The sequence below is a fragment of the Enterococcus sp. DIV0970a genome (assembly GCF_051711265.1).
Lineage (GTDB): Bacteria > Bacillota > Bacilli > Lactobacillales > Enterococcaceae > Enterococcus_D > Enterococcus_D casseliflavus.
This window is the reverse complement of sequence record NZ_JBIOMF010000001.1, coordinates 2,397,501-2,419,085: the sequence shown is the minus strand read 5'-3', so window position 1 is coordinate 2,419,085 and position 21,585 is coordinate 2,397,501. Positions and strand designations below refer to the sequence as shown.

The 21,585-nt window shown below is 42.3% G+C and carries 15 protein-coding genes, 1 tRNA gene and 2 rRNA genes (1 of these 18 cut by a window edge); 15 read left to right on the top strand and 3 right to left on the bottom strand.

Annotation, left to right across the window (positions count from 1 at the left end; all coding sequences use genetic code 11):
* Positions 1-24: 24 nt before the first annotated feature.
* Positions 25-186: a hypothetical protein gene (locus IGK14_RS11600; RefSeq protein ID WP_228074162.1), complete on the top strand. Its 162-nt coding sequence runs from the start codon at positions 25-27 to the stop codon at positions 184-186.
* A gap of 59 nt (positions 187-245) precedes the next feature.
* On the opposite strand, the gene IGK14_RS11595 is transcribed toward IGK14_RS11600, so the two are convergent.
* Entirely contained in the window at positions 246-395 is a 150-nt protein-coding gene (locus IGK14_RS11595) for a hypothetical protein (RefSeq protein WP_005229155.1), read from the bottom strand.
* A 466-nt stretch (positions 396-861) separates the two neighbouring features.
* Here IGK14_RS11595 and asnB point away from each other — a divergent pair, with 466 nt between their 5' ends.
* Positions 862-2,757 carry an asparagine synthase (glutamine-hydrolyzing) gene (asnB, locus tag IGK14_RS11590; protein ID WP_010749664.1) on the top strand — a complete coding sequence of 632 codons (1,896 nt, stop codon included), beginning with the start codon at positions 862-864 and terminating at the stop codon, positions 2,755-2,757.
* 54 nt (positions 2,758-2,811) lie between these two features.
* On the opposite strand, the gene IGK14_RS11585 is transcribed toward asnB, so the two are convergent.
* Complete coding sequence (locus tag IGK14_RS11585; protein WP_086295600.1) at positions 2,812-3,615, bottom strand: Cof-type HAD-IIB family hydrolase; 804 nt, start codon at positions 3,613-3,615, stop codon at positions 2,812-2,814.
* A 261-nt stretch (positions 3,616-3,876) separates the two neighbouring features.
* On the opposite strand from IGK14_RS11585, the gene IGK14_RS11580 reads away from it, so the two are divergent.
* Both IGK14_RS11580 and IGK14_RS11575 read left to right on the top strand, forming a co-directional pair.
* Entirely contained in the window at positions 3,877-5,316 is a 1,440-nt protein-coding gene (locus IGK14_RS11580) for an NCS2 family permease (RefSeq protein ID WP_010749663.1), read from the top strand.
* Positions 5,317-5,417: 101 nt separating this feature from the next.
* Complete coding sequence (locus IGK14_RS11575) at positions 5,418-6,623, top strand: multidrug efflux MFS transporter (protein WP_438712267.1); 1,206 nt, start codon at positions 5,418-5,420, stop codon at positions 6,621-6,623.
* A gap of 47 nt (positions 6,624-6,670) precedes the next feature.
* Here the strand turns inward: IGK14_RS11575 and IGK14_RS11570 are convergent, their stop codons facing one another.
* The gene (locus tag IGK14_RS11570) at positions 6,671-6,853 is read right to left on the bottom strand and encodes a YjzD family protein (protein ID WP_008377814.1); all 183 of its coding nucleotides are present in this window, start codon (positions 6,851-6,853) and stop codon (positions 6,671-6,673) included.
* A gap of 147 nt (positions 6,854-7,000) precedes the next feature.
* On the opposite strand from IGK14_RS11570, the gene dnaE reads away from it, so the two are divergent.
* From dnaE to IGK14_RS11515, 11 genes are all read left to right on the top strand, one after another.
* Positions 7,001-10,312, top strand: a complete 3,312-nt coding sequence (dnaE, locus tag IGK14_RS11565; protein ID WP_010749662.1) for a DNA polymerase III subunit alpha — start codon at positions 7,001-7,003, stop codon at positions 10,310-10,312.
* Between the two features lie 161 nt (positions 10,313-10,473).
* The gene (gene pfkA, locus IGK14_RS11560; RefSeq protein ID WP_005229169.1) at positions 10,474-11,436 is read left to right on the top strand and encodes a 6-phosphofructokinase; all 963 of its coding nucleotides are present in this window, start codon (positions 10,474-10,476) and stop codon (positions 11,434-11,436) included.
* An 83-nt stretch (positions 11,437-11,519) separates the two neighbouring features.
* Complete coding sequence (gene pyk / locus IGK14_RS11555) at positions 11,520-13,304, top strand: pyruvate kinase (protein WP_438712264.1); 1,785 nt, start codon at positions 11,520-11,522, stop codon at positions 13,302-13,304.
* 195 nt (positions 13,305-13,499) lie between these two features.
* On the top strand, positions 13,500-14,060 hold the full coding sequence (locus tag IGK14_RS11550) for a YceD family protein (protein ID WP_010749661.1): 561 nt from the start codon (positions 13,500-13,502) through the stop codon (positions 14,058-14,060).
* A gap of 56 nt (positions 14,061-14,116) precedes the next feature.
* Positions 14,117-14,296: a 50S ribosomal protein L32 gene (gene rpmF, locus IGK14_RS11545; protein WP_005229191.1), complete on the top strand. Its 180-nt coding sequence runs from the start codon at positions 14,117-14,119 to the stop codon at positions 14,294-14,296.
* A 186-nt stretch (positions 14,297-14,482) separates the two neighbouring features.
* Positions 14,483-15,904, top strand: a complete 1,422-nt coding sequence (gndA, locus tag IGK14_RS11540) for an NADP-dependent phosphogluconate dehydrogenase (protein ID WP_010749660.1) — start codon at positions 14,483-14,485, stop codon at positions 15,902-15,904.
* 139 nt (positions 15,905-16,043) lie between these two features.
* Positions 16,044-16,730: a response regulator transcription factor gene (locus tag IGK14_RS11535; RefSeq protein WP_005229193.1), complete on the top strand. Its 687-nt coding sequence runs from the start codon at positions 16,044-16,046 to the stop codon at positions 16,728-16,730.
* A gap of 14 nt (positions 16,731-16,744) precedes the next feature.
* Positions 16,745-18,250, top strand: a complete 1,506-nt coding sequence (locus IGK14_RS11530) for a HAMP domain-containing sensor histidine kinase (protein ID WP_034696083.1) — start codon at positions 16,745-16,747, stop codon at positions 18,248-18,250.
* Between the two features lie 614 nt (positions 18,251-18,864).
* Positions 18,865-20,424 (top strand): 16S ribosomal RNA (locus tag IGK14_RS11525).
* 76 nt (positions 20,425-20,500) lie between these two features.
* Positions 20,501-20,573, top strand: a tRNA-Ala gene (locus IGK14_RS11520).
* A 179-nt stretch (positions 20,574-20,752) separates the two neighbouring features.
* Positions 20,753-21,585: ribosomal RNA gene (locus IGK14_RS11515) — 23S ribosomal RNA — on the top strand (it continues 2,082 nt past the right edge of the window).
* The 16S and 23S rRNA genes sit together here with 1 tRNA gene alongside, the layout of an rRNA operon.

The window sequence follows — 21,585 nt, the reverse complement described above, 5'->3', positions numbered from 1 at the left end:
GATTTTCAAGAAAAAGATTACTTTATGCGTTACACAAAAGTTGCGGCACAGGGATTGAGCAAATTTATTACGCAAGGATCTGTTGATGAAATCTTACAGCTAGATGAACAGCAAAGTGGACAGAAGCAAGAAGCGGATACTGCAAAAGACAAAAGCGAGCCAAAAAACAAGAAAGCACCTAGCTAATTTTTTCCTTAGCGAGGTGCTTTCAGTACGAATCGGTATCCTTCATTTGGATAAACTCCTTATGCAGTTTTTTTCAATTCTTGTACAGCTTGCTCGATCGTAATTCCAGTCGCAAAATGATTCGCATCTTTTTTATCGAAAACGATAAATAAATTCAATTTGGTATCCAGAGTTACACGATATTGTAGATCTGTGTTATAGAATGTCATAGTCATTCTCCTTTCTTAAAACTTGTCAATGAAAGGCAACGGTTAGTTGATAACGAAATTCCATAGTTAGAATAACACTTTTTTTCACATTCGTCCAATAAAACTATCAAACGAACGAATCTGACTGATCCTTTTCAAGAAATCAATGCCTGAGAATGGCAGCAAAAGAAGTTTCCTGGAGTCAGTAAATTCGGGAAAAGTATCTTTGTATATTTTCAGAAAAATAGAATTCATAAAAAATTTCTTAAGAATTTTGAGGATAGCTATTTTCTTAGATAACAAATTTGTAAGATTGAGAGTATGAGTTGGTTGGAAACCTTGATATCATAAGGTTTATCTCCAAATTATGTTTTGTGCAAAAATATATTGATTGTATTTTTTTGAAAAAGAGATCGTATCTCTTGAATTCTATGGTATGATTTACTTTAGAAAAATGAAAATGGATTATGAAAACGGATGTGAAAATATGTGCGGAATTGTCGGCTTTGTCAATTCAAAAGACCAAAAAGAAATCATTATTGAACGCATGATGGACCGGATCGTTCATCGCGGACCAAACAGTTCAGGAAAATTTACCGACGACCAAGTAGCGTTAGGGTTTCGTCGTTTATCGATCATCGACTTAGAAGGTGGCTCACAACCGATTTTTAACGAGGATCGAACAAAAGTCATTATTTTTAATGGGGAAATCTATAACTTTCAAGTGTTGCGGGAAGAATTGATCCAAGCGGGTCATGTTTTTTCTACCCATGCGGATACCGAAGTAGTCTTACATGGCTATGAGGAGTGGGGCATTGATGTTTTGCAGCGCCTGCGGGGAATGTTTGCTTTTGCCATCTGGGATACTCAAAAACAAGAGCTTTTCGGCGCACGGGATCACTTTGGGATCAAACCATATTACTATGCGCAAATGAATGGTAGTTTTATGTTTGGTTCTGAAATCAAGAGCTTTTTGCCTCATCCAGATTTCAAGAAAGAGTTGAACCAAGAGGCATTGAAACCTTATTTGACGTTTCAATACTCGCCTTTGAACGGAGAAACCTTCTTTAAAGGCGTTCATCGTTTGCAAGAAGGGCATTATTATTTGTTTAATGAACAGGGATTGACGATCAAGCAGTATTGGGATGCAGATTTTTCAGTGAAAGAAAATCATTCAAGAGAAGAATGGGTCGACAAAATCGATCAAGCAGTCCAGGAATCAATTGCCGCTCATCAAATCAGTGATGTTGAAGTCGGCTCATTTTTATCCAGTGGTGTCGATTCAAGTTACGTAGCTTCTGTCTTGCGACCAGATCGCTCGTTTTCAATCGGGTTCGATGACAAAACCTACAACGAAGCGATCGAGGCCCGCAAATTGACGGAAAAACTTGGTTTGAACAACACAGCAGCGGTCATCGATGGTGAAATGTCCTTTGAGGCATTCCCGTTGATTCAGTATCACTTGGACGAACCAGATTCTAACCCAAGCTGTGTCCCTTTGTACTTTTTAGCCAATCTGGCAGCACAGCAAGTGCGAGTCGTTCAATCTGGGGAAGGGGCAGATGAATTATTTGCCGGTTATGCTGCTTATGGCTTCCACACAAACTCTAAAGCGGTGCGCGTTTTTGCCCAAGGCTTGAAAAAACTGCCGCAAAACATCCGCTTTCGTTTAGGGCGTCAAATCGGCAAAATGAAAAACTTCCATGGTCGAATTCATCTTTATGAAGCAACGGCACCTGCCCAAGACTTCTTTATCGGGCAAGCCCTGGTCTTTGAAGAAGAGGAAGCACTACAGCTTTTAAAACCAACGTATCAAAAAGGACCATCTGTTGCTGAAATCGTTGCGCCTCATTATGAGAAAGTCAATGGTCTCAAAGACGAGGTCAACAAGATGCAATATTTGGATCTTCATCAATGGATGCCGAAGGATATCTTGTTAAAAGCAGACAAAATGTCCATGGCGAGTTCCTTGGAATTACGTGTTCCTTTATTGGATATCGAGATGCAGAAGTTGTCGCAAACGATCCCGACGAAATATTTGATCAATCAAAACAACACCAAAGATGTGTTTCGACAAGCGTCAAACCGTCATTTGCCAAAAGAGTGGGCAAACCGTGAAAAACTCGGCTTTCCTGTACCTATAAAGGCATGGCTGAAAGAAGGAACAGGGTATGAAGCAGTCAAGAGCCTTTTTGAGTCAGACTTTGCGGCAACCTTCTTCGATCAAACAGCAATTTTACAAATGCTTGAAGACCATCGCCAAGGAAAACCGAATCTTCAGCGAAAAATCTGGACGATCTTTACGTTCTTGACCTGGTATAAAGTATTCTTTATTGATGAATCGATTCCCGAAGCCAAAGAAATCGTTTATGAAACACTTTGATTTGAATATGGCAGCAAAAAAAAAGCTGATGCGGACATCCCGCATCGGCTTTTTTTATAGACCTAAATATTTTTCCAAGTAATCGACCATGCCATCTTCCGCATTGGTTTTGTCGGTAACATCATTGGCGATCGATTTTAATTGTTGCGTGCCATTCGCCATGGCAACGCCCCAGCCCGCATAATCTAGCATCTCCAAATCGTTGTGTTCATCACCAAAAGCGATGATATCTTGTCGATCCAAAGACAAAGAATCCGCGATCACCGAAAGACCAAGTGCTTTATGGACCCCTTTTGGTACGATCTCTAAGATAGCTTGAGGTCCGCCCCATGTTCGAACATCGACCGCATCGTCGAATTGATCCTTGATACGTAAAGAAACAGATTCTGCTAATTCATTTTCGGTTTTCACCAGTAATGAAGTGGGGTCCGTTTTTAAATTTGCTAATAGATTTTTTTCGGAAGCATTGCCCGAAAAGAAAAAGTGTTGATCAAATCCACTTAGGTCATCAATGAAAAAGGTTTCGCGATTTTCTGCTGCCACAAACGTCAGCCCCAGCTGCTCTTTTTGCGCTATGAGCTCAAACGCAATTTCTCGAGAGATCGAGTGCTCCATTTCATTTGCCCAGACTTGTCGAGGTTTATGGACCAACCCGCCGTTAAAATTGACCATTGGTGTTGTGAGCGCCAATTCTTTATAGAACTGATCGCTCATACGAAAAGGTCTTCCTGTAGCGATGGTAACAAAGTGTCCCGCTTTGGTGGCGCGAACCAGTACCTCACGTGTGCGAGGGGAAAGTTGGGATTCAGTATTTAAGGTTGTGCCATCTAAATCAATGGCGATGATTTTTGGTTTCAAAAGACTCGCTCCATTCTCTTATGGTAGTGGCTTAAGTGTAACATATTTCTGTCATTTCACAATACAAGTAAGTTTTCGATAAGTTTTCATAATAGTTGCAAAGCAAAACACGAACATTAAACGTTTTTGGTTCGTTTTATTCGGAAAAAGGTTTGAAAAGCGAAAATTATTCCCTTATAATTTGTAATTGTTCGATGAAAAGCGCAATTATTCATTTTTTCTTTTCATAGAAACGATTAAAGTTCAGGAGTGAAACATAACATGGAAAAGTTTTTCAAATTAAAGGAGAATAAAACGACGGTTTCCACAGAAGTGATGGCTGGGGTCACCACCTTCTTCGCGATGAGTTATATTTTGTTTGTGAATCCGACGATTTTATCTGCTGCAGGCATGCCGTTTCAAGCTGTTTTCTTAGCAACGATCATCGCTTCAGTGATTGGTACCCTGATCATGGGCTTATTTGCAAATGTGCCTTACGCGCAAGCGCCTGGAATGGGCCTTAATGCATTCTTCACCTTTACCGTCGTTTTTGGTTTGGGGTATACGTGGCAGCAAGGATTAGCAATGGTGTTCATCTGCGGCCTGATCAACATTTTTATCACGGTCACTCGAATCAGAAAACTGATCATTCACGCCATTCCTGAAAGCATGCAGCATGCAATTGGCGGCGGGATCGGGATCTTTGTGGCTTATGTAGGGATCAAAAATGCCAACTTGCTAAACTTCAGTGCAGACACTGCCGCAGTGACTGGTTCAGTTGTCGACGGTGAGACGATCGTGAGTGCCAATTTTAATGGGGGGATCGTCCCAGCTTTGGCGAATTTCAATAATGCACCTGTTTTGTTAGCAGTGATTGGTTTAGTAGTGACTACTTTATTAGTGGTGAAAAATGTTCGTGGGGCAATTATTTTTGGTATTTTAGGAACGACGATCATCGGTATTTTGATGGGTGTGGTGGATTTAAGTGCCATTGATTGGCACGGGAATTCATTAGGAAGTTCCATCAGCGAACTAGGCATCACATTTGGCGCTGCGTTTGGCTCTGAAGGAATGGGCTCACTATTCAGTGATTCTGCCAAAATCCCTCAAGTAATTATGACGATTTTAGCGTTTAGCTTATCAGATGTCTTTGATACGATCGGTACCTTTATCGGGACTGGACGTCGTACAGGGATCTTTTCGAAAAAAGATGAAGAAGCGGTTGAAAACAGTAACGGGTTGAACACGAAGATGGATAAAGCCCTTTTTGCAGATGCCGTAGCCACTTCTGTAGGTGCCATCGTAGGGACCTCAAATACAACGACTTATGTGGAATCAGCAGCTGGTATCGGTGCTGGTGGACGCACGGGCTTGACTTCTGTTGTAGTGGCAGCACTCTTTGCAATCAGCAGTATCTTTTCTCCACTGATCTCAATCGTTCCCGCACAAGCGACAGCACCAGCGTTGATCTTAGTTGGGGTAATGATGATTGCTTCGTTTGCAGACATCAAGTGGACCGATCTAGAAGAAGCAGTTCCCGCTTTCTTCGCGTCTATTTTTATGGGCTTGTCTTACAGTATTTCCAACGGGATCGCTGTTGGTTTCATTTTCTACGCATTAGTGAAAGTAGTGAAAGGAAAAGCCAACGAAGTGTCTCCGATCATCTGGGTCGTCAATGCGTTGTTTATCCTAAACTTTGTCATTTTGGCTTTGATCAGTTAAGTTTAATGAAGAAAATCTTTCTGTATGTTACCTGCAGAAAGATTTTTTTATTTGATTATTACTCACGATACGGTATAGTATTTGTGAAAGAAGGTTTGTAAATGAAGATTGATTGGAAACGAAATCTACTGATTTCATGGGTAGGTTGTTTTTTTACGGGTGCCAGTTTTAGTCTTGTCATGCCATTCATTCCCTTATATATAGAAGAGTTAGGCGCTCCAGAGAGTCAAATTGAGTTGTTTTCTGGATTAGCAATCTCAGTAACGGCGTTTGCGGCGGCTATCATTGCTCCAGTATGGGGAAATCTAGCAGATCAAAAAGGTCGTCGTTTAATGATGATTCGCGCGGCTGCGGGGATGACAGTGACGATGGGTTCTTTGGCTTTTGTACCGAATGTCTATTGGTTGTTGATCATGCGATTCTTTACTGGAATTTTATCGGGGTATATTCCCAATGCGACTGCGTTGATTGCTTCGCAGGCGCCTCGAGAAAAAAGTGGTTGGGCGCTTGGGACATTGGCTACAGGAGCCATCGCAGGGAATTTGATCGGTCCATCGATGGGTGGGGCGTTGGCGCAATGGTTCGGTATGAAAAATGTTTTTATCATTACTGGTGTTGTGCTGCTAATCACGCTCTTGCTTACGATTTTTCTCGTTCAAGAAGATTTTGAGCCGGTTGGAAAGGGCGATTTGCTGTCCATCAAAGAAATTTTTGGTCAAATCAAAAATATGCAGCTGCTTGTCGGTTTGTTTATTACGTCACTGATTTTACAGCTAGGTGTAACGAGTATCAGCCCGATCCTCACGTTATATATTCGTGATCTAAGCGGGAATAGTGGCAATATTTTGTTTGTCAGCGGATTGATCGTCTCTGTTGCTGGTGTTTCGGCAATCATCTCTTCGCCATTTTTAGGCAAAATAGGTGATCGTTACGGCAATCACAAGGTATTGTTAGGCGGTTTATTGCTGTCATTTTTCTGTTTCATTCCGATGGGCTTTGTCTCCACACCGTTTCAGTTGGGCGTGCTGCGCTTCTTGCTTGGTTTTTCGACGGGTGCGTTGATGCCGTCCATCAATACACTGATCAGTAAGATCACCCCGATGGAAGGGGTCAGCCGTATCTACAGCTACAACCAAATGTTCTCTAACTTTGGACAAGTGTTAGGTCCGATGGTCGGCTCAACGGTGGCAGCTGGCTTTGGTTATCCCGCCGTCTTTTGGGTAACTAGCGGGTTTGTACTGATCAATATTTTTATCTCAGGATTTAATTTCCGTAAAAGCTTGCGTAAAACGGACATCAGTGAATAGTTGAAAAGAAAAAAAAACCAGTTACAATAAAGGTAACTGGTTTTTTTTTAATGGCTTGTCTTTTCAGGCGCTGGTGCGATAATACCAACAAGAATGATCACCACACCTGTGACCAAAGAAATGATTGAAGTTAATTGAAAATCATAAGTTGCTCCAGCAAGTGAGCTGCCTAGATAGCCAACGACTTGACCTAATACAAAAGTCCAAAATAAAGTGACTAAGTAACGCATGACGACACCTCTTTTCTGCGTATCTTCCATTTCGACTTTAGTTTATCACAAAAATATTTATTGTAAAGATTTTCACTTTTTCATTTTGTTTTTCAAATCTAATTACTAGCAGAAAGAAAGAGAATTTTCATTTTTGGAGGGATTTCAATGTATTCACAGCTCACCACCTTAAGCGCCTATTCGTTGCTGCAAAGTACGATCAAAATTCCTCACTATATAGAGCAAGCCAAAAAGATGGGCTATCAGACGTTGGGTCTGACCGATCATAATGTTCTCTATGGCGCGGTCGAGTTTTATCAGCAATGCCTAGCACAGGGCATCAAGCCGATTTTTGGCGCTTTGTTCGACTGTACCTTCGGAGAGGGATCAATGTCCTTTCCGTTATACGTATTTGCAAAAAACCTCAAGGGCTATCAAACCTTGATGCGTTTATCAAGTGAAAAAATGATTACCGAGCAGTTGAATTTGGCTGCTTGTGATTCTTTGCAGGACCTCTTTGGTTTGCTGCCTGAAGGCGAGGGGTTTCTGCCTTCTCAGCACGATGATCTAGAAGCCAATCAAGAAGCACTGCGAGCAATCAGCCATAAATTTGATTCTGAGAGCTTGTTTTTAGGTATTACTAGCAAGGGGCTAGATCCAGAAACGATCGCTTGGTTTAACGAGCAAAACATTGCACCATGTGCCTATCAACCAATCGCTGCTTTAGCACAAGAAGAAGCCTTTGCAGTCAAAGTGATGACGCATATCAAAGAGGGCTCGCAAATTGAAGACTTTCGTCAGGCTAAAGAGCAAGGGGCTGCGCAGCTTTTTCTACAACCAGCAGACCAACTGACCGCGGCATTTGAAGAATGGTCGCAGGCATTGATGAATAATCAGCGGATTGCAGCTGAATGCGCCGTCGAGCTGCCGCTGCATCAGCGGCTGTTGCCTCATTACCCGCTACCAGCCGAAGAAAGCGCTGCGGACTATTTGCGGAAAATTTGTTTTGAGCGTCTGCCTCAGCGTGTTGCCCACGTTACATCGGCGTACGAACAGCGTTTGGATTATGAGTTGTCCGTCATCCATAAGATGGGCTTTGATGACTATTTCTTGATTATTTGGGATGTCATGGACTTTGCCCACCAACAAGAGATCGTTACCGGCGCTGGACGGGGATCGGCTGCTGGCGCACTGGTGGCATATGTTTTATCGATCACCGACGTGGATCCAATCAAATACGATCTTTTGTTTGAACGATTCTTGAATCCAGAACGTTACACGATGCCTGATATTGATTTAGACATTCCTGACAATCGCAGAGACGAGATTTTACAGTATGTGCGCCAAAAATACGGGCAAGAATATATGGCACAGATTGCGACGTTTGGCACCATGGCGGCCAAAATGGTTCTACGAGATGTTTCTCGTGTCTTTGGTCTTTCGCAAAGTGAAGCCAATCGCTGGTCAAAAGCCATCCCCAATGCCTTGAAAATGACCTTAGATTTTGCTTATGAACAATCCAATCAGCTGCGAGAATTGGTGTCGTTTAATGAGCGAAACCAAGTAATGTTTCAAGTCGCCAAAATTTTAGAAGGCTTGCCACGTCACGTATCGACTCATGCCGCTGGTGTGGTGATCAGTGACAAGAATTTGCTTGATCTGGTTCCCTTACAAGAAGGCAGCGATGGGATCTGGCTGACCCAATTTACCATGAATGACGTAGAAGCCATCGGCCTATTGAAGATGGACTTTTTAGGCTTGAGAAACTTATCGATCATTGATAATACCTTGAAAGGCATTAAACGAATCAGCCAACAAATCGTTACCCAAAAGGAGATTCCTCTTGATGATCCAGCAACATTGCGCTTGTTTCAAAAAGGCGAGACCGCAGGGATCTTCCAATTTGAATCAGCGGGGATACGCAATGTGCTGCGTAAGTTAGGACCAGAAAGCATCGAGGATATTGCCGCAGTCAATGCCTTGTATCGGCCAGGACCGATGCAAAATATCGATACCTTTATTAAGCGGAAAAAAGGACAAGAGCGTGTCTCTTATCCAGATGACAGCTTGATTCCGATTTTGCAAAACACTTACGGAATCATTGTCTACCAAGAGCAGATCATGCAGGTAGCTTCCAAAATGGCTGGTTTCAGCTTAGGACAAGCAGATATTTTGCGTCGAGCAATCAGTAAAAAGAAAAAAGACGTCTTGGATGAGGAACGTCGTCATTTTGTGCAAGGCGCCTTAGCCAATCAGTACGATGAAAAGACCGCCAATTTGGTCTATGACTATATCGAGCGGTTCGCCAATTACGGGTTTAATCGATCCCATGCGTTTGCCTATTCCTTTATCGGCTTTCAAATGGCCTATCTGAAGGTACACTATCCTGCACCATTTTTTGCTTCGATCTTACACTCGGTACGCAACACCGCCAGCAAAATGAAAGAATATTTAAATGAAGCCGCACGTTATGGCGTAGAAGTACTGCCGCCTTCGATCAATGCCAGTGGGTTTAGTTTTCAACTGCAAAATGAAAAACAAATTCGTTTTGGTTTCAGCAGTATCAAAGGAATCCGACGCGACATGATCCAAGACATTTTGGAAGAAAGAAAAGAGTATGGTAATTTCACGTCTATGGATCAATTTTTGCTTCGCTTGAATCAGCGGAACAGCAAATGGTTAAAATTGGATTATTTATTGCCGCTTTTGAGCATCGGCGTATTCGACGTGATCGCCCCCAATCGAAAACAAGCACTGATCCAGCTAGAAGGAAAGATCCAAAACATTACTTATAGTGGCGGCAGTTTGGATCTCTTAGAAACTATGGCATTAAAAGAAGAAGCCGTTGCCGATTACAAACTAGAAGAAAAACTGGCTTTGGAAGAAGAATACTTAGGTGTTTATTTGTCTGGCCATCCCGTGGAACAGTTTCAAAAATTGCACCAATTAAAACAAATCACTGATATTGCCGATCTGGTTCCGAATGAACGGGTGCGTATCCTTTTATATGTGCGTAAGATTCGAGAGATTCGAACGAAAAAGGGCGAACAAATGGCGTTTGTCGAAGGAACAGATGCCAGCAAAGAAGTGTCAGTAACGATTTTTCCCATCGTTTATCGACAAGTACGTTCCTTGATTGAAGAAAATGCTGTTCTTTATATCGAAGGAAAGGTCGAGGTAAGTCGTTACAATGGTGAAATCCAACTCATTGCTGATAAAATAGACTTAGCAGAAAACGTTCAAAATAAAATTGCGTCACAAACTTGTTACTTAAAGATTTCTGCTGAAGCTGAAACGTCGCACCTGCAAGCATTGTCGAAGGAAATGAAGCAGCATCACGGAAATATTCCAGTGGTGATGTTCTATGAAAGCAGTGGCAAAAAAGTGTTATTAGCAGAAGAAAACTGGGTGACGGATGAGCCAAACTTTGTCAAACAACTGATCGCATTATTAGGAAATGGAAATGTAATTTTCAAGTAATTTTCCGAAAACGGTAATTCAACTTACACTTTTTTCAACTTTTTCCCACTATTTCAAGACATTTTCATGGAATAATGGTAGAATATGTCTCGTGGTTATTACTTGAAAACTAGCAAACAGGGGCTTCCCTAAACAAAATCTTTTGATGAGGTGAAAGAATAATGAAACGCATTGGAATTCTAACCAGTGGCGGCGATGCACCAGGAATGAACGCAGCGATTCGCGCAGTTGTCAGAAAGGGTATTTTTGACGGACTTGAAGTATACGGAATCAACTATGGCTATGCCGGACTAGTCGCAGGCGACATTCGTCGCTTAGATGTTGCTGATGTTGGTGACAAAATTCAACGTGGTGGAACATTCTTATATTCAGCACGTTATCCAGAATTTGCGACACAAGAAGGACAATTAAAAGGAATCGAACAATTAAAGAAATTTGGCATCGAAGGGCTAGTCGTGATTGGTGGAGATGGATCTTACCATGGTGCGATGGCACTTACTCGTCACGGTTTCCCAGCGATCGGGATTCCAGGAACGATCGATAATGACATTCCAGGAACAGATTTCACGATTGGTTTTGATACAGCGATCAATACTGTCTTGGAATCGATTGACCGGATACGTGATACAGCGACATCACATGTCCGCACATTCGTGATCGAAGTAATGGGTCGTGGTGCTGGCGATATCGCTTTATGGTCAGGTGTGGCCGGTGGTGCGGATGAAATCATCATCCCAGAACATGATTTTGACATGCAAGTTGTTGCTGATCGTATCCGTGAAGGACGCGACCGCGGGAAAAAACATTGCTTGATCGTTTTAGCCGAAGGTGTGATGGGCGGAAATGATTTTGCTGACAAACTTTCTGAATACGGCGATTTCCATACCCGTGTATCCATTCTAGGACATGTTGTCCGTGGTGGTTCACCAAGCGCTCGTGACCGTGTGTTAGCAAGTAAATTTGGTTCATATGCCGTTGAATTATTGCAACAAGGCAAAGGCGGTCTATGTATCGGTATCGAAAACAATGAAATGATTGCTTCTGATATCATCGATACCCTTGAAAACAATCGTCACAAACCAGATCTTAGCTTGTATAACTTGAACAAAGAAATCTCATTCTAAAGAGATTTTTAAAGCAACGCAACAGTAATTTTGTAAAAAAAGCTTATTAGCTATTTTAAATAAATGAATAGGAGCGTTTAGTAATGAAAAAAACAAAGATCGTAAGTACATTAGGACCAGCAAGTAACAGTGTGGAAATTATTTCTCAACTGATTGAAGCCGGTGCGAATGTCTTCCGCTTTAACTTCTCTCATGGAGATCATGAAGAACAATTAGCGCGTATGACAATGGTTCGTGAAGCCGTAAAGAAAACTGGTAAAGATGTCGGTATCCTTTTAGATACAAAAGGTGCTGAAATCCGTACAACTGTACAAAATACGACAGAAGCAGACTTTGGTCGTGCTGGATACATCCAATTCAACGTTGGCGATGAAACACGTATTTCAATGGATCCAGAACACAAAGGAACAAAAGAAAAAATTGCTGTAACTTATCCTGGTTTATTTGAAGATGTTCATGTGGGCGGACACATCTTGTTTGATGATGGCTTGATCGACATGGAAATCAAAGAAAAAGACGAAGCAACCCGTGAATTAGTGGTTGTCGTTAAAAATGCTGGAATGTTAGGATCACGTAAAGGGGTCAATGCTCCTGGCGTATCAATCAGCTTACCTGGTATTACTGAAAAAGATGCAGAAGATATCCGTTTTGGTCTTGATAACGATATCGACTTCATTGCCGCTTCATTTGTACGTAAAGCGCAAGACGTTTTAGAAATTCGTGAAATTTTAGAAGAAAAAGACATGACTCATGTGCAAATCTTCTCTAAAATCGAATCACAAGAAGGTATCGATAATATCGATGAAATCATCAAAGTTTCTGATGGTATCATGGTTGCCCGTGGTGACATGGGTGTTGAGATCCCTGCTGAAGAAGTACCAATGGTTCAAAAGAGCATCATCAAAAAATGTAACGCTGCTGGTAAATCAGTTATCACAGCAACACAAATGTTAGAATCAATGCAACAAAACCCACGTCCAACTCGTGCAGAAGCTTCTGACGTTGCCAATGCTGTCTTTGACGGTACTGATGCAACAATGCTTTCTGGTGAGTCAGCAAACGGTGACTACCCTGTTGAAGCAGTAGCAACAATGGCACGTATCGACGTTGAAGCAGAAAAAGCTTTATCAGAAAACAGCACTTTCCAAATCAACCAATTTGATAAAACAGATGTAACGGAAACAATCGGTTTATCTGTTGCGCGTGCAGCGAAAAACTTAGGGGTTAAAACAATCGTTGCTGCCACTGAATCTGGCTACACTGCAAAAATGATCTCTAAATATCGTCCAGATGCTGACATTTTAGCTGTCACATTTGACGAACGCACAAAACGCGGCTTGATGCTTAACTGGGGTGTGTACCCAACCGTTGCTGAAAAACCATCAACAACTGATGAAATGTTTGAATTAGCAGCAAAACAAGCAGTGGATTTAGGCTTTGCTAAAGAAGGCGATCTAATCTTAATCACAGCCGGTGTTCCTGTTGGTGAACGCGGAACAACCAACGTAATGAAGATCCAATTGATCGGATCAAAATTGCTTGAAGCGCAAGGAATTGGTGAAAAATCAGTTGTTGCCAATGCCGTGATCGCTCACAGTGCTGAAGAAGCAATTGCGAAAGCAAAAGATGGCATGATTTTAGTTGTACCAACAACAGATAAAGAATATATGCCAGCAATCGAAAAAGCAGTAGCTTTAGTTGTTGAAGATGGCGGCTTGACTTCTCATGCAGCAGTTGTCGGAATCGCGAAAGATCTACCAGTGATCGTTGGTGCCAAAGACGCAACAACAACCATCAAAGATGGCGAATTGGTTACTCTTGATTCTCGTCGCGGTATCGTTTATCGTGGAGAAACAACAGCGATCTAATGATTTTTAACGATTGATCAAGCAACAGGCAAGTGCACGTTGTGCGCTTCCTGTTGTTTTTTTGAGAGTGTCGAAATCCCTTGAGAAAAGGCATTAAAATGACACGATCAAAAATGAAAAAGGTGTCAAGAAAATTTCATTGACAAAGCCTCAGAAGCCCTGTATAATTGCTTTTGTTGCTTAGGGGTGATAAAAATGAAATGGTCTTTATTGGAATTAAAAAAATACCAAGAGACACCGCTGATGTTTGAAGAAACACTTGACCTAAAAAGTCAACTGATAAAACGCGATGGACAGATCATTGATTTGTCTCCTGTAAAAGTAAAAGGGCTGATGAGTGTTGATAAGCAAGGATACTTGCTGCACTATCAAGTGGAAACGACGATGACATTGCCATCTACTCGTTCTTTGACACCTGTAGCGATTCCTTTTGATTTTTCAGTGGATGAACAATTCATGACACCAGAGCAATTTCAGCGTCGCGATGAAACGATCGTCGAAGAAGAAGTTTTGATCATTGAAGGTCAAACCATCAGCTTAGATGAATCGGTCGCTGATAACCTATTACTTGCGATTCCTTTGCAAGTCCTGACAGAAGAAGAAAAACAAGGTTCAGCAATGCCATCTGGCAACGATTGGGCTGTTTTGTCAGAAGAAGACTTTGCAAATCAAAAAGAAGCGCAAGCTCAACAAGTTGATCCTCGTCTTGCAAAATTATCCGAATTATTCAATGAATCAGATGACGATAACGCGTAGGATTGGAATAAATTGCAGCCTCAAGGTTGCGTTCATTAACAAGGAGGTGTAGCAAAATGGCAGTACCAGCTAGAAAAACTTCGAAAGCGAAGAAAGCAAAACGTCGTACACATTACAAATTGACAATCAACGGTTTGAACGAATGTGCAAACTGTGGTGAAATGAAAAAAAGCCACCATGTCTGCTCTAACTGTGGTCATTACGATGGCAAAGACGTAGCAACAAAAGAAGCATAATTCCTTTTTTTCAGAAAGAGGATTCTAAAACCTTAGGCTAACCATGGAGCCTGAGGTTTTTTTGTTTTTTTTTGGAAAAGATGGAACTTTTCAGAAATATTTTTTGTCCATCGAAAGAGAATAGTTCAAAAGCAGGTACATTTGCGCTATAATGAAAAAGATAATTGAATCTTAGGAGGATGAAAGATGACAAAACAACAAATCGGCGTTGTCGGTATGGCTGTTATGGGCAAAAACTTAGCGTTGAACATCGAAAGCCGCGGTTATTCAGTTGCCTTATTTAACCGTACTGGTTCAAAGACAGAAGAAGTAGTAAAAGAACATCCAGATAAAAATTTTAAAGCAACTTATACGATAGAAGAATTTGTCCAATCAATTGAAAAACCACGTCGTATTTTATTAATGGTAAAAGCAGGATTTGCGACGGATGCTACGATCCAAGAACTATTGCCTCATCTAGACAAAGGCGATATTTTGATCGATGGCGGAAATACCTTCTTTAAAGATACCGTTCGTCGTAACGAAGAGTTGGCAAACTCAGGAATCAACTTTATCGGTACGGGTGTTTCTGGTGGGGAAGAAGGCGCCTTGAAAGGTCCTTCGATCATGCCTGGTGGACAAAAAGAAGCATATGAATTGGTTGCACCGATCTTAGAACAAATTTCAGCAAAAGCTGAAGATGGTACACCTTGTGTAACTTATATTGGACCAAATGGTGCAGGCCATTATGTAAAAATGGTTCATAATGGGATCGAGTATGGCGACATGCAGCTGATTGCGGAGTCTTATGACTTGATGCAAAACATTTTAGGTCTATCTGTTGATGAAATGGCTGATATCTTTGCCGAATGGAATAAAGGTGAATTGGATAGCTACCTAATTGAGATCACAGCGGATATCTTGACACGTAAAGATGATCAAGGAACAGGCAAACCGATCGTTGATGTGATCTTAGATGCTGCAGGCAATAAAGGAACTGGGAAATGGACGAGCCAAAGTGCCTTAGATCTAGGTGTTCCATTGCCATTGATCACTGAATCTGTTTTTGCTCGCTATATCTCAGCTTACAAAGAAGAACGGGTCAATGCCAGCAAAGTATTACCGAAACCAGAAGCGGTTGCTTTTGAAGGAAACAAAGAAGAATTTATCAATAAGATCCGTGAAGCCTTATACTTCAGTAAAATCATGAGCTATGCACAAGGCTTCGCGCAATTACGTACAGCATCAAAAGAGTACGATTGGGATCTTCCTTTTGGTGAGATTGCCAAAATTTGGCGTGCAGGCTGTATCATCCGTGCGCAATTTTTACAAAAAATCACGGATGCTTATGACAAGAACGCTGACATCGAAAACTTATTATTAGATGATTACTTCAAAGACATCACCAAACACTATCAATCTTCTGTACGTGAAGTAGTTGCGCTAGCTGTCCAAGCGGGTGTCCCTGTGCCGACGTTCTCTTCTGCGATCGCGTACTTTGATTCGTATCGTTCTGATCGTTTGCCAGCGAACTTGATCCAAGCACAACGGGATTACTTCGGCGCGCATACGTATGAACGGACAGATAAAGAGGGAATTTTCCATTATTCATGGTATGACGAAGCGTAAGCTTCAAGAGAATTCAAAAGAGAAAGGCCGAAAGTGAGAACTTTCGGTCAATCTCTTTTTTATTTTTTAGATACATGATAAAATAAGACAGATAATGTCTATTTTAAAGGCAGAATAATCAATAAAGGGGCTATCAATAATGAGTAATATTCTAATCATTGAAGATGAAAAGAACTTAGCTCGATTTGTGGAATTAGAATTGAAGCATGAAGGGTATAATACCGAAGTTCATTACAACGGACGGACGGGACTGGATGCTGCGCTGAATAATGAATGGGATGCAATCTTATTGGATCTAATGCTTCCAGAGCTAAATGGGTTAGAAGTTTGCCGACGTGTGCGTCAATCGAAGAACACCCCGATCATCATGATGACCGCGAGAGATTCTGTGATTGATCGAGTATCAGGTTTGGATCATGGTGCTGATGATTATATTGTGAAGCCTTTTGCAATTGAAGAATTGCTGGCACGCTTACGTGCGTTGCTTCGCCGTATCGATATCGAAGGGGACAAAAACGTCGCAAAACAAACCACGATCACTTACCGCGATCTAACGATTGAAAAAGAAAACCGTGTCGTTCGACGTGGAACAGATGTCATTGAACTAACAAAACGCGAATATGAGCTATTGTTGACTTTAATGGAAAACGTCAATGTCGTTTTAGCCAGAGATGTTTTATTAAACAAAGTCTGGGGCTATGAGACAGAAGTTGAAACCAACGTTGTCGATGTTTACATCCGCTACTTACGAAATAAAATTGATGTGCCAGGGGAGGAAAGCTATATCCAAACCGTTCGTGGTACAGGTTATGTGATGCGGTCGTGAACCTTAAAAAAAGAATGAAAAAATTAAAAGAACTGAAGGGGCCTTCTTTAACTGTAAAGTGGGCCTTCGCAAGTTCTTTCTTTATATTCGTCGTATTTACGATCTTTGCTGTGATCACCTATAAAACATCGGTGAATTTGATCGTCGCTAAAGAAGAAAACAATGTGGAGCGAACGATGTCAGAGGTCGCTTCTCGTTTAGCCAATTCGGATCAAGAACTAACATTGGTTCGAACATATCGTAATTTAACCAAAAATGATGCGGGGACGACGAGCATTTATGATCGCACTTCAACGATCGATGGCAACTTAATGAAAATCGATTCCTTTATTTCGGAATTAGGCCAAGCGCCGTTGAGCTTGTTTGTTTATAATTTGAATGAGGATCTTGTGTTTAAAACCCATGAAAATGATTTAGCACTGATCGACACGCAGCGCAAAGCCCCAACCATCGTAACGCTGGATGGTATCACAGGCTTTCTCTCGATCCAACCCATCTATTCAAAAGGCACCAGAGAGCGGATTGGCTATGCACAAACATTTTATGAATTGACTTCTTTTTACGAAATACGCAGCAAACTGCTGCTGACTTTGATTATCTTAGAAGTCGTTTCTCTGATTCTTAGTAGTGTGCTTGGGTTCTTTTTATCAGCGTATTTCCTTCAGCCGTTAAAGGTCTTGCGAGATACGATGGAAACCGTTCGGAAAAACCCACAGTCAACCGTGCATATGCCAGAATTAAATACGAACGATGAACTGTCTGATTTAGCAGATATCTTTAACGAAATGCTGGATCGCATGCGCCTATACATTGAACAGCAAGAGCGATTCGTCGAAGACGTTTCTCATGAGTTGCGAACGCCTGTGGCGATCATTGAAGGACATATGAATCTGTTGCAGCGTTGGGGAAAAGACGATCCAGAGATTTTGGATGAGTCTCTGGCAGCCAGTATGCAAGAGATCAGTCGGATGAAGACGCTCGTACAGGAAATGTTGGATCTCTCAAGAGCGGAACAAGTGGATGTTCATTATGCAAATGAAACAACCAATGCAAAAGAAGTTGTCTATCAAGTCTTCAATAACTTTAAAATACTGTATCCGGATTTTGTTTTTACATTGGATGATGACTTATACCATGAGTTGAAGCTGAAAATCTATCGCAATCATTTTGAACAGATCATTATTATTGTCTTGGATAACGCAGTGAAATATTCCACTGATCGAAAAGAAGTTCATCTATCCATTTCGTTGGATCGGCAATCCTTTGAAATTGCCATTCAAGACTTTGGTGAGGGAATCTCCAAAGAAGACCTCGACAAGATCTTTAATCGTTTCTATCGGGTAGATAAAGCCCGTGCTAGAACCAAAGGCGGAAACGGGCTAGGGCTCTCTATTGCGAAACAGTTATTGGAAAGCTATAAAGGAAAAATTTCAGCAGAGAGTGTCATCGGTCAAGGAACGATCTTTCGAATCTATATACCGATCGTTCAATCAGAAGATCGGACGAAAAGAGAACGTTAGGCGAAAAGCTTAAGTTCTCTTTTTTTATCCATTAATGATAGATTTAGCCGCAAAATACTTCTTATAAACGAACGTTCGAATCGTTTGACAATGAATAATTCGCTTATAAAAATAGTTGCCAAAAAGCCTATTTTTTTAGTTGATTTTTCCTTTAAGAATTGCTATATTATTACTTGTCCTTGTTAAGGCATTTGTAACAAACACTGATTGATCTTTTTTGAAATTAGTTGTTGACGAAACATTTTACAAGTGTTATTATAACAAAGTCGAAAAAATATCATCTCTGAAAAACCTAATAAATCAAAAAAACTTTTCAAAAAAGTGTTTGACATATAACGGTTGAGATGGTAAGATAAAAAAGTCGCTGAGGTTAAGAAAGAAGTTAAATAACAACTTCTTGAAAAAACTTTTCAAAAAAGAGTTGACAAACAAACGTCGCTCTGATATGATATAAAAGTTGCTAACACAGCACGGTAGACCTTTGAAAACTGAACAAAGCAAGCAAACGAACCAATGTGTAGGACGTTTCAATTTATTGAAACAAATACATGCAAGCAATAGCTAGCAAAGTTAATTTTTATGAGCTTAATGACCGTATGGTCATTCAAACAAATCATTATGAGAGTTTGATCCTGGCTCAGGACGAACGCTGGCGGCGTGCCTAATACATGCAAGTCGAACGCTTTTTCTTTCACCGGAGCTTGCTCCACCGAAAGAAAAAGAGTGGCGAACGGGTGAGTAACACGTGGGTAACCTGCCCATCAGAAGGGGATAACACTTGGAAACAGGTGCTAATACCGTATAACACTATTTTCCGCATGGAAGAAAGTTGAAAGGCGCTTTTGCGTCACTGATGGATGGACCCGCGGTGCATTAGCTAGTTGGTGAGGTAACGGCTCACCAAGGCAACGATGCATAGCCGACCTGAGAGGGTGATCGGCCACACTGGGACTGAGACACGGCCCAGACTCCTACGGGAGGCAGCAGTAGGGAATCTTCGGCAATGGACGAAAGTCTGACCGAGCAACGCCGCGTGAGTGAAGAAGGTTTTCGGATCGTAAAACTCTGTTGTTAGAGAAGAACAAGGATGAGAGTAAAATGTTCATCCCTTGACGGTATCTAACCAGAAAGCCACGGCTAACTACGTGCCAGCAGCCGCGGTAATACGTAGGTGGCAAGCGTTGTCCGGATTTATTGGGCGTAAAGCGAGCGCAGGCGGTTTCTTAAGTCTGATGTGAAAGCCCCCGGCTCAACCGGGGAGGGTCATTGGAAACTGGGAGACTTGAGTGCAGAAGAGGAGAGTGGAATTCCATGTGTAGCGGTGAAATGCGTAGATATATGGAGGAACACCAGTGGCGAAGGCGGCTCTCTGGTCTGTAACTGACGCTGAGGCTCGAAAGCGTGGGGAGCGAACAGGATTAGATACCCTGGTAGTCCACGCCGTAAACGATGAGTGCTAAGTGTTGGAGGGTTTCCGCCCTTCAGTGCTGCAGCAAACGCATTAAGCACTCCGCCTGGGGAGTACGACCGCAAGGTTGAAACTCAAAGGAATTGACGGGGGCCCGCACAAGCGGTGGAGCATGTGGTTTAATTCGAAGCAACGCGAAGAACCTTACCAGGTCTTGACATCCTTTGACCACTCTAGAGATAGAGCTTCCCCTTCGGGGGCAAAGTGACAGGTGGTGCATGGTTGTCGTCAGCTCGTGTCGTGAGATGTTGGGTTAAGTCCCGCAACGAGCGCAACCCTTATTGTTAGTTGCCATCATTTAGTTGGGCACTCTAGCGAGACTGCCGGTGACAAACCGGAGGAAGGTGGGGATGACGTCAAATCATCATGCCCCTTATGACCTGGGCTACACACGTGCTACAATGGGAAGTACAACGAGTTGCGAAGTCGCGAGGCTAAGCTAATCTCTTAAAGCTTCTCTCAGTTCGGATTGTAGGCTGCAACTCGCCTACATGAAGCCGGAATCGCTAGTAATCGCGGATCAGCACGCCGCGGTGAATACGTTCCCGGGCCTTGTACACACCGCCCGTCACACCACGAGAGTTTGTAACACCCGAAGTCGGTGAGGTAACCTTTTTGGAGCCAGCCGCCTAAGGTGGGATAGATGATTGGGGTGAAGTCGTAACAAGGTAGCCGTATCGGAAGGTGCGGCTGGATCACCTCCTTTCTAAGGAATATTTCGGAAGACTACACATCGTTTGCCTTTGTTCAGTTTTGAGAGGTCTACTCTCAAGTAAATACCCGGGGCCTTAGCTCAGCTGGGAGAGCGCCTGCTTTGCACGCAGGAGGTCAGCGGTTCGATCCCGCTAGGCTCCATTAACGACAATGGTCGTTAAGCTTTGTTCATTGAAAACTGGATATCGAAGAAATAATCAAAACAAGTAACACACACCGAGTTGAAATGTTAAAAGAGTTTTTTAATAAGTTCAACGCTTATTTTCTTGAGCAACCTTCTATCGCTAGAAGAAGTACTCAAAACCGACCGTAAGGTCAGAGGTTAAGTGAATAAGGGCGCACGGTGGATGCCTTGGCACTAGGAGCCGATGAAGGACGGGACTAACACCGATATGCTTTGGGGAGCTGTAAGTAAGCTATGATCCAGAGATTTCCGAATGGGGGAACCCAGCATCTTTTATAGGATGTTACGTCTGCGTGAATACATAGCGCAGTCGAGGTAGACGCAGAGAACTGAAACATCTAAGTACCTGCAGGAAGAGAAAGAAAATTCGATTCCCTGAGTAGCGGCGAGCGAAACGGGAAAAGCCCAAACCAACAAGCTTGCTTGTTGGGGTTGTAGGACTCCGATATGGTAGTCTATTCAGATAGTCGAAATACTTGGAAAAGTATGTCAAAGAGGGTAAAAACCCCGTAGGCGAAATTTGGATAACACCTAGGAGGATCCTGAGTACGGCGGAACACGAGGAATTCCGTCGGAATCCGGGAGGACCATCTCCCAAGGCTAAATACTCCCTAGTGACCGATAGTGAACCAGTACCGTGAGGGAAAGGTGAAAAGCACCCCGGAAGGGGAGTGAAATAGATCCTGAAACCGTGTGCCTACAACAAGTTAGAGCCCGTTAATGGGTGATAGCGTGCCTTTTGTAGAATGAACCGGCGAGTTACGATAGCATGCGAGGTTAAGTTGAAGAGACGGAGCCGCAGCGAAAGCGAGTCTGAATAGGGCGAATGAGTATGTTGTCGTAGACCCGAAACCATGTGATCTACCCATGTCCAGGTTGAAGGTGCGGTAAAACGCACTGGAGGACCGAACCCACGTACGTTGAAAAGTGCGGGGATGAGGTGTGGGTAGCGGAGAAATTCCAAACGAA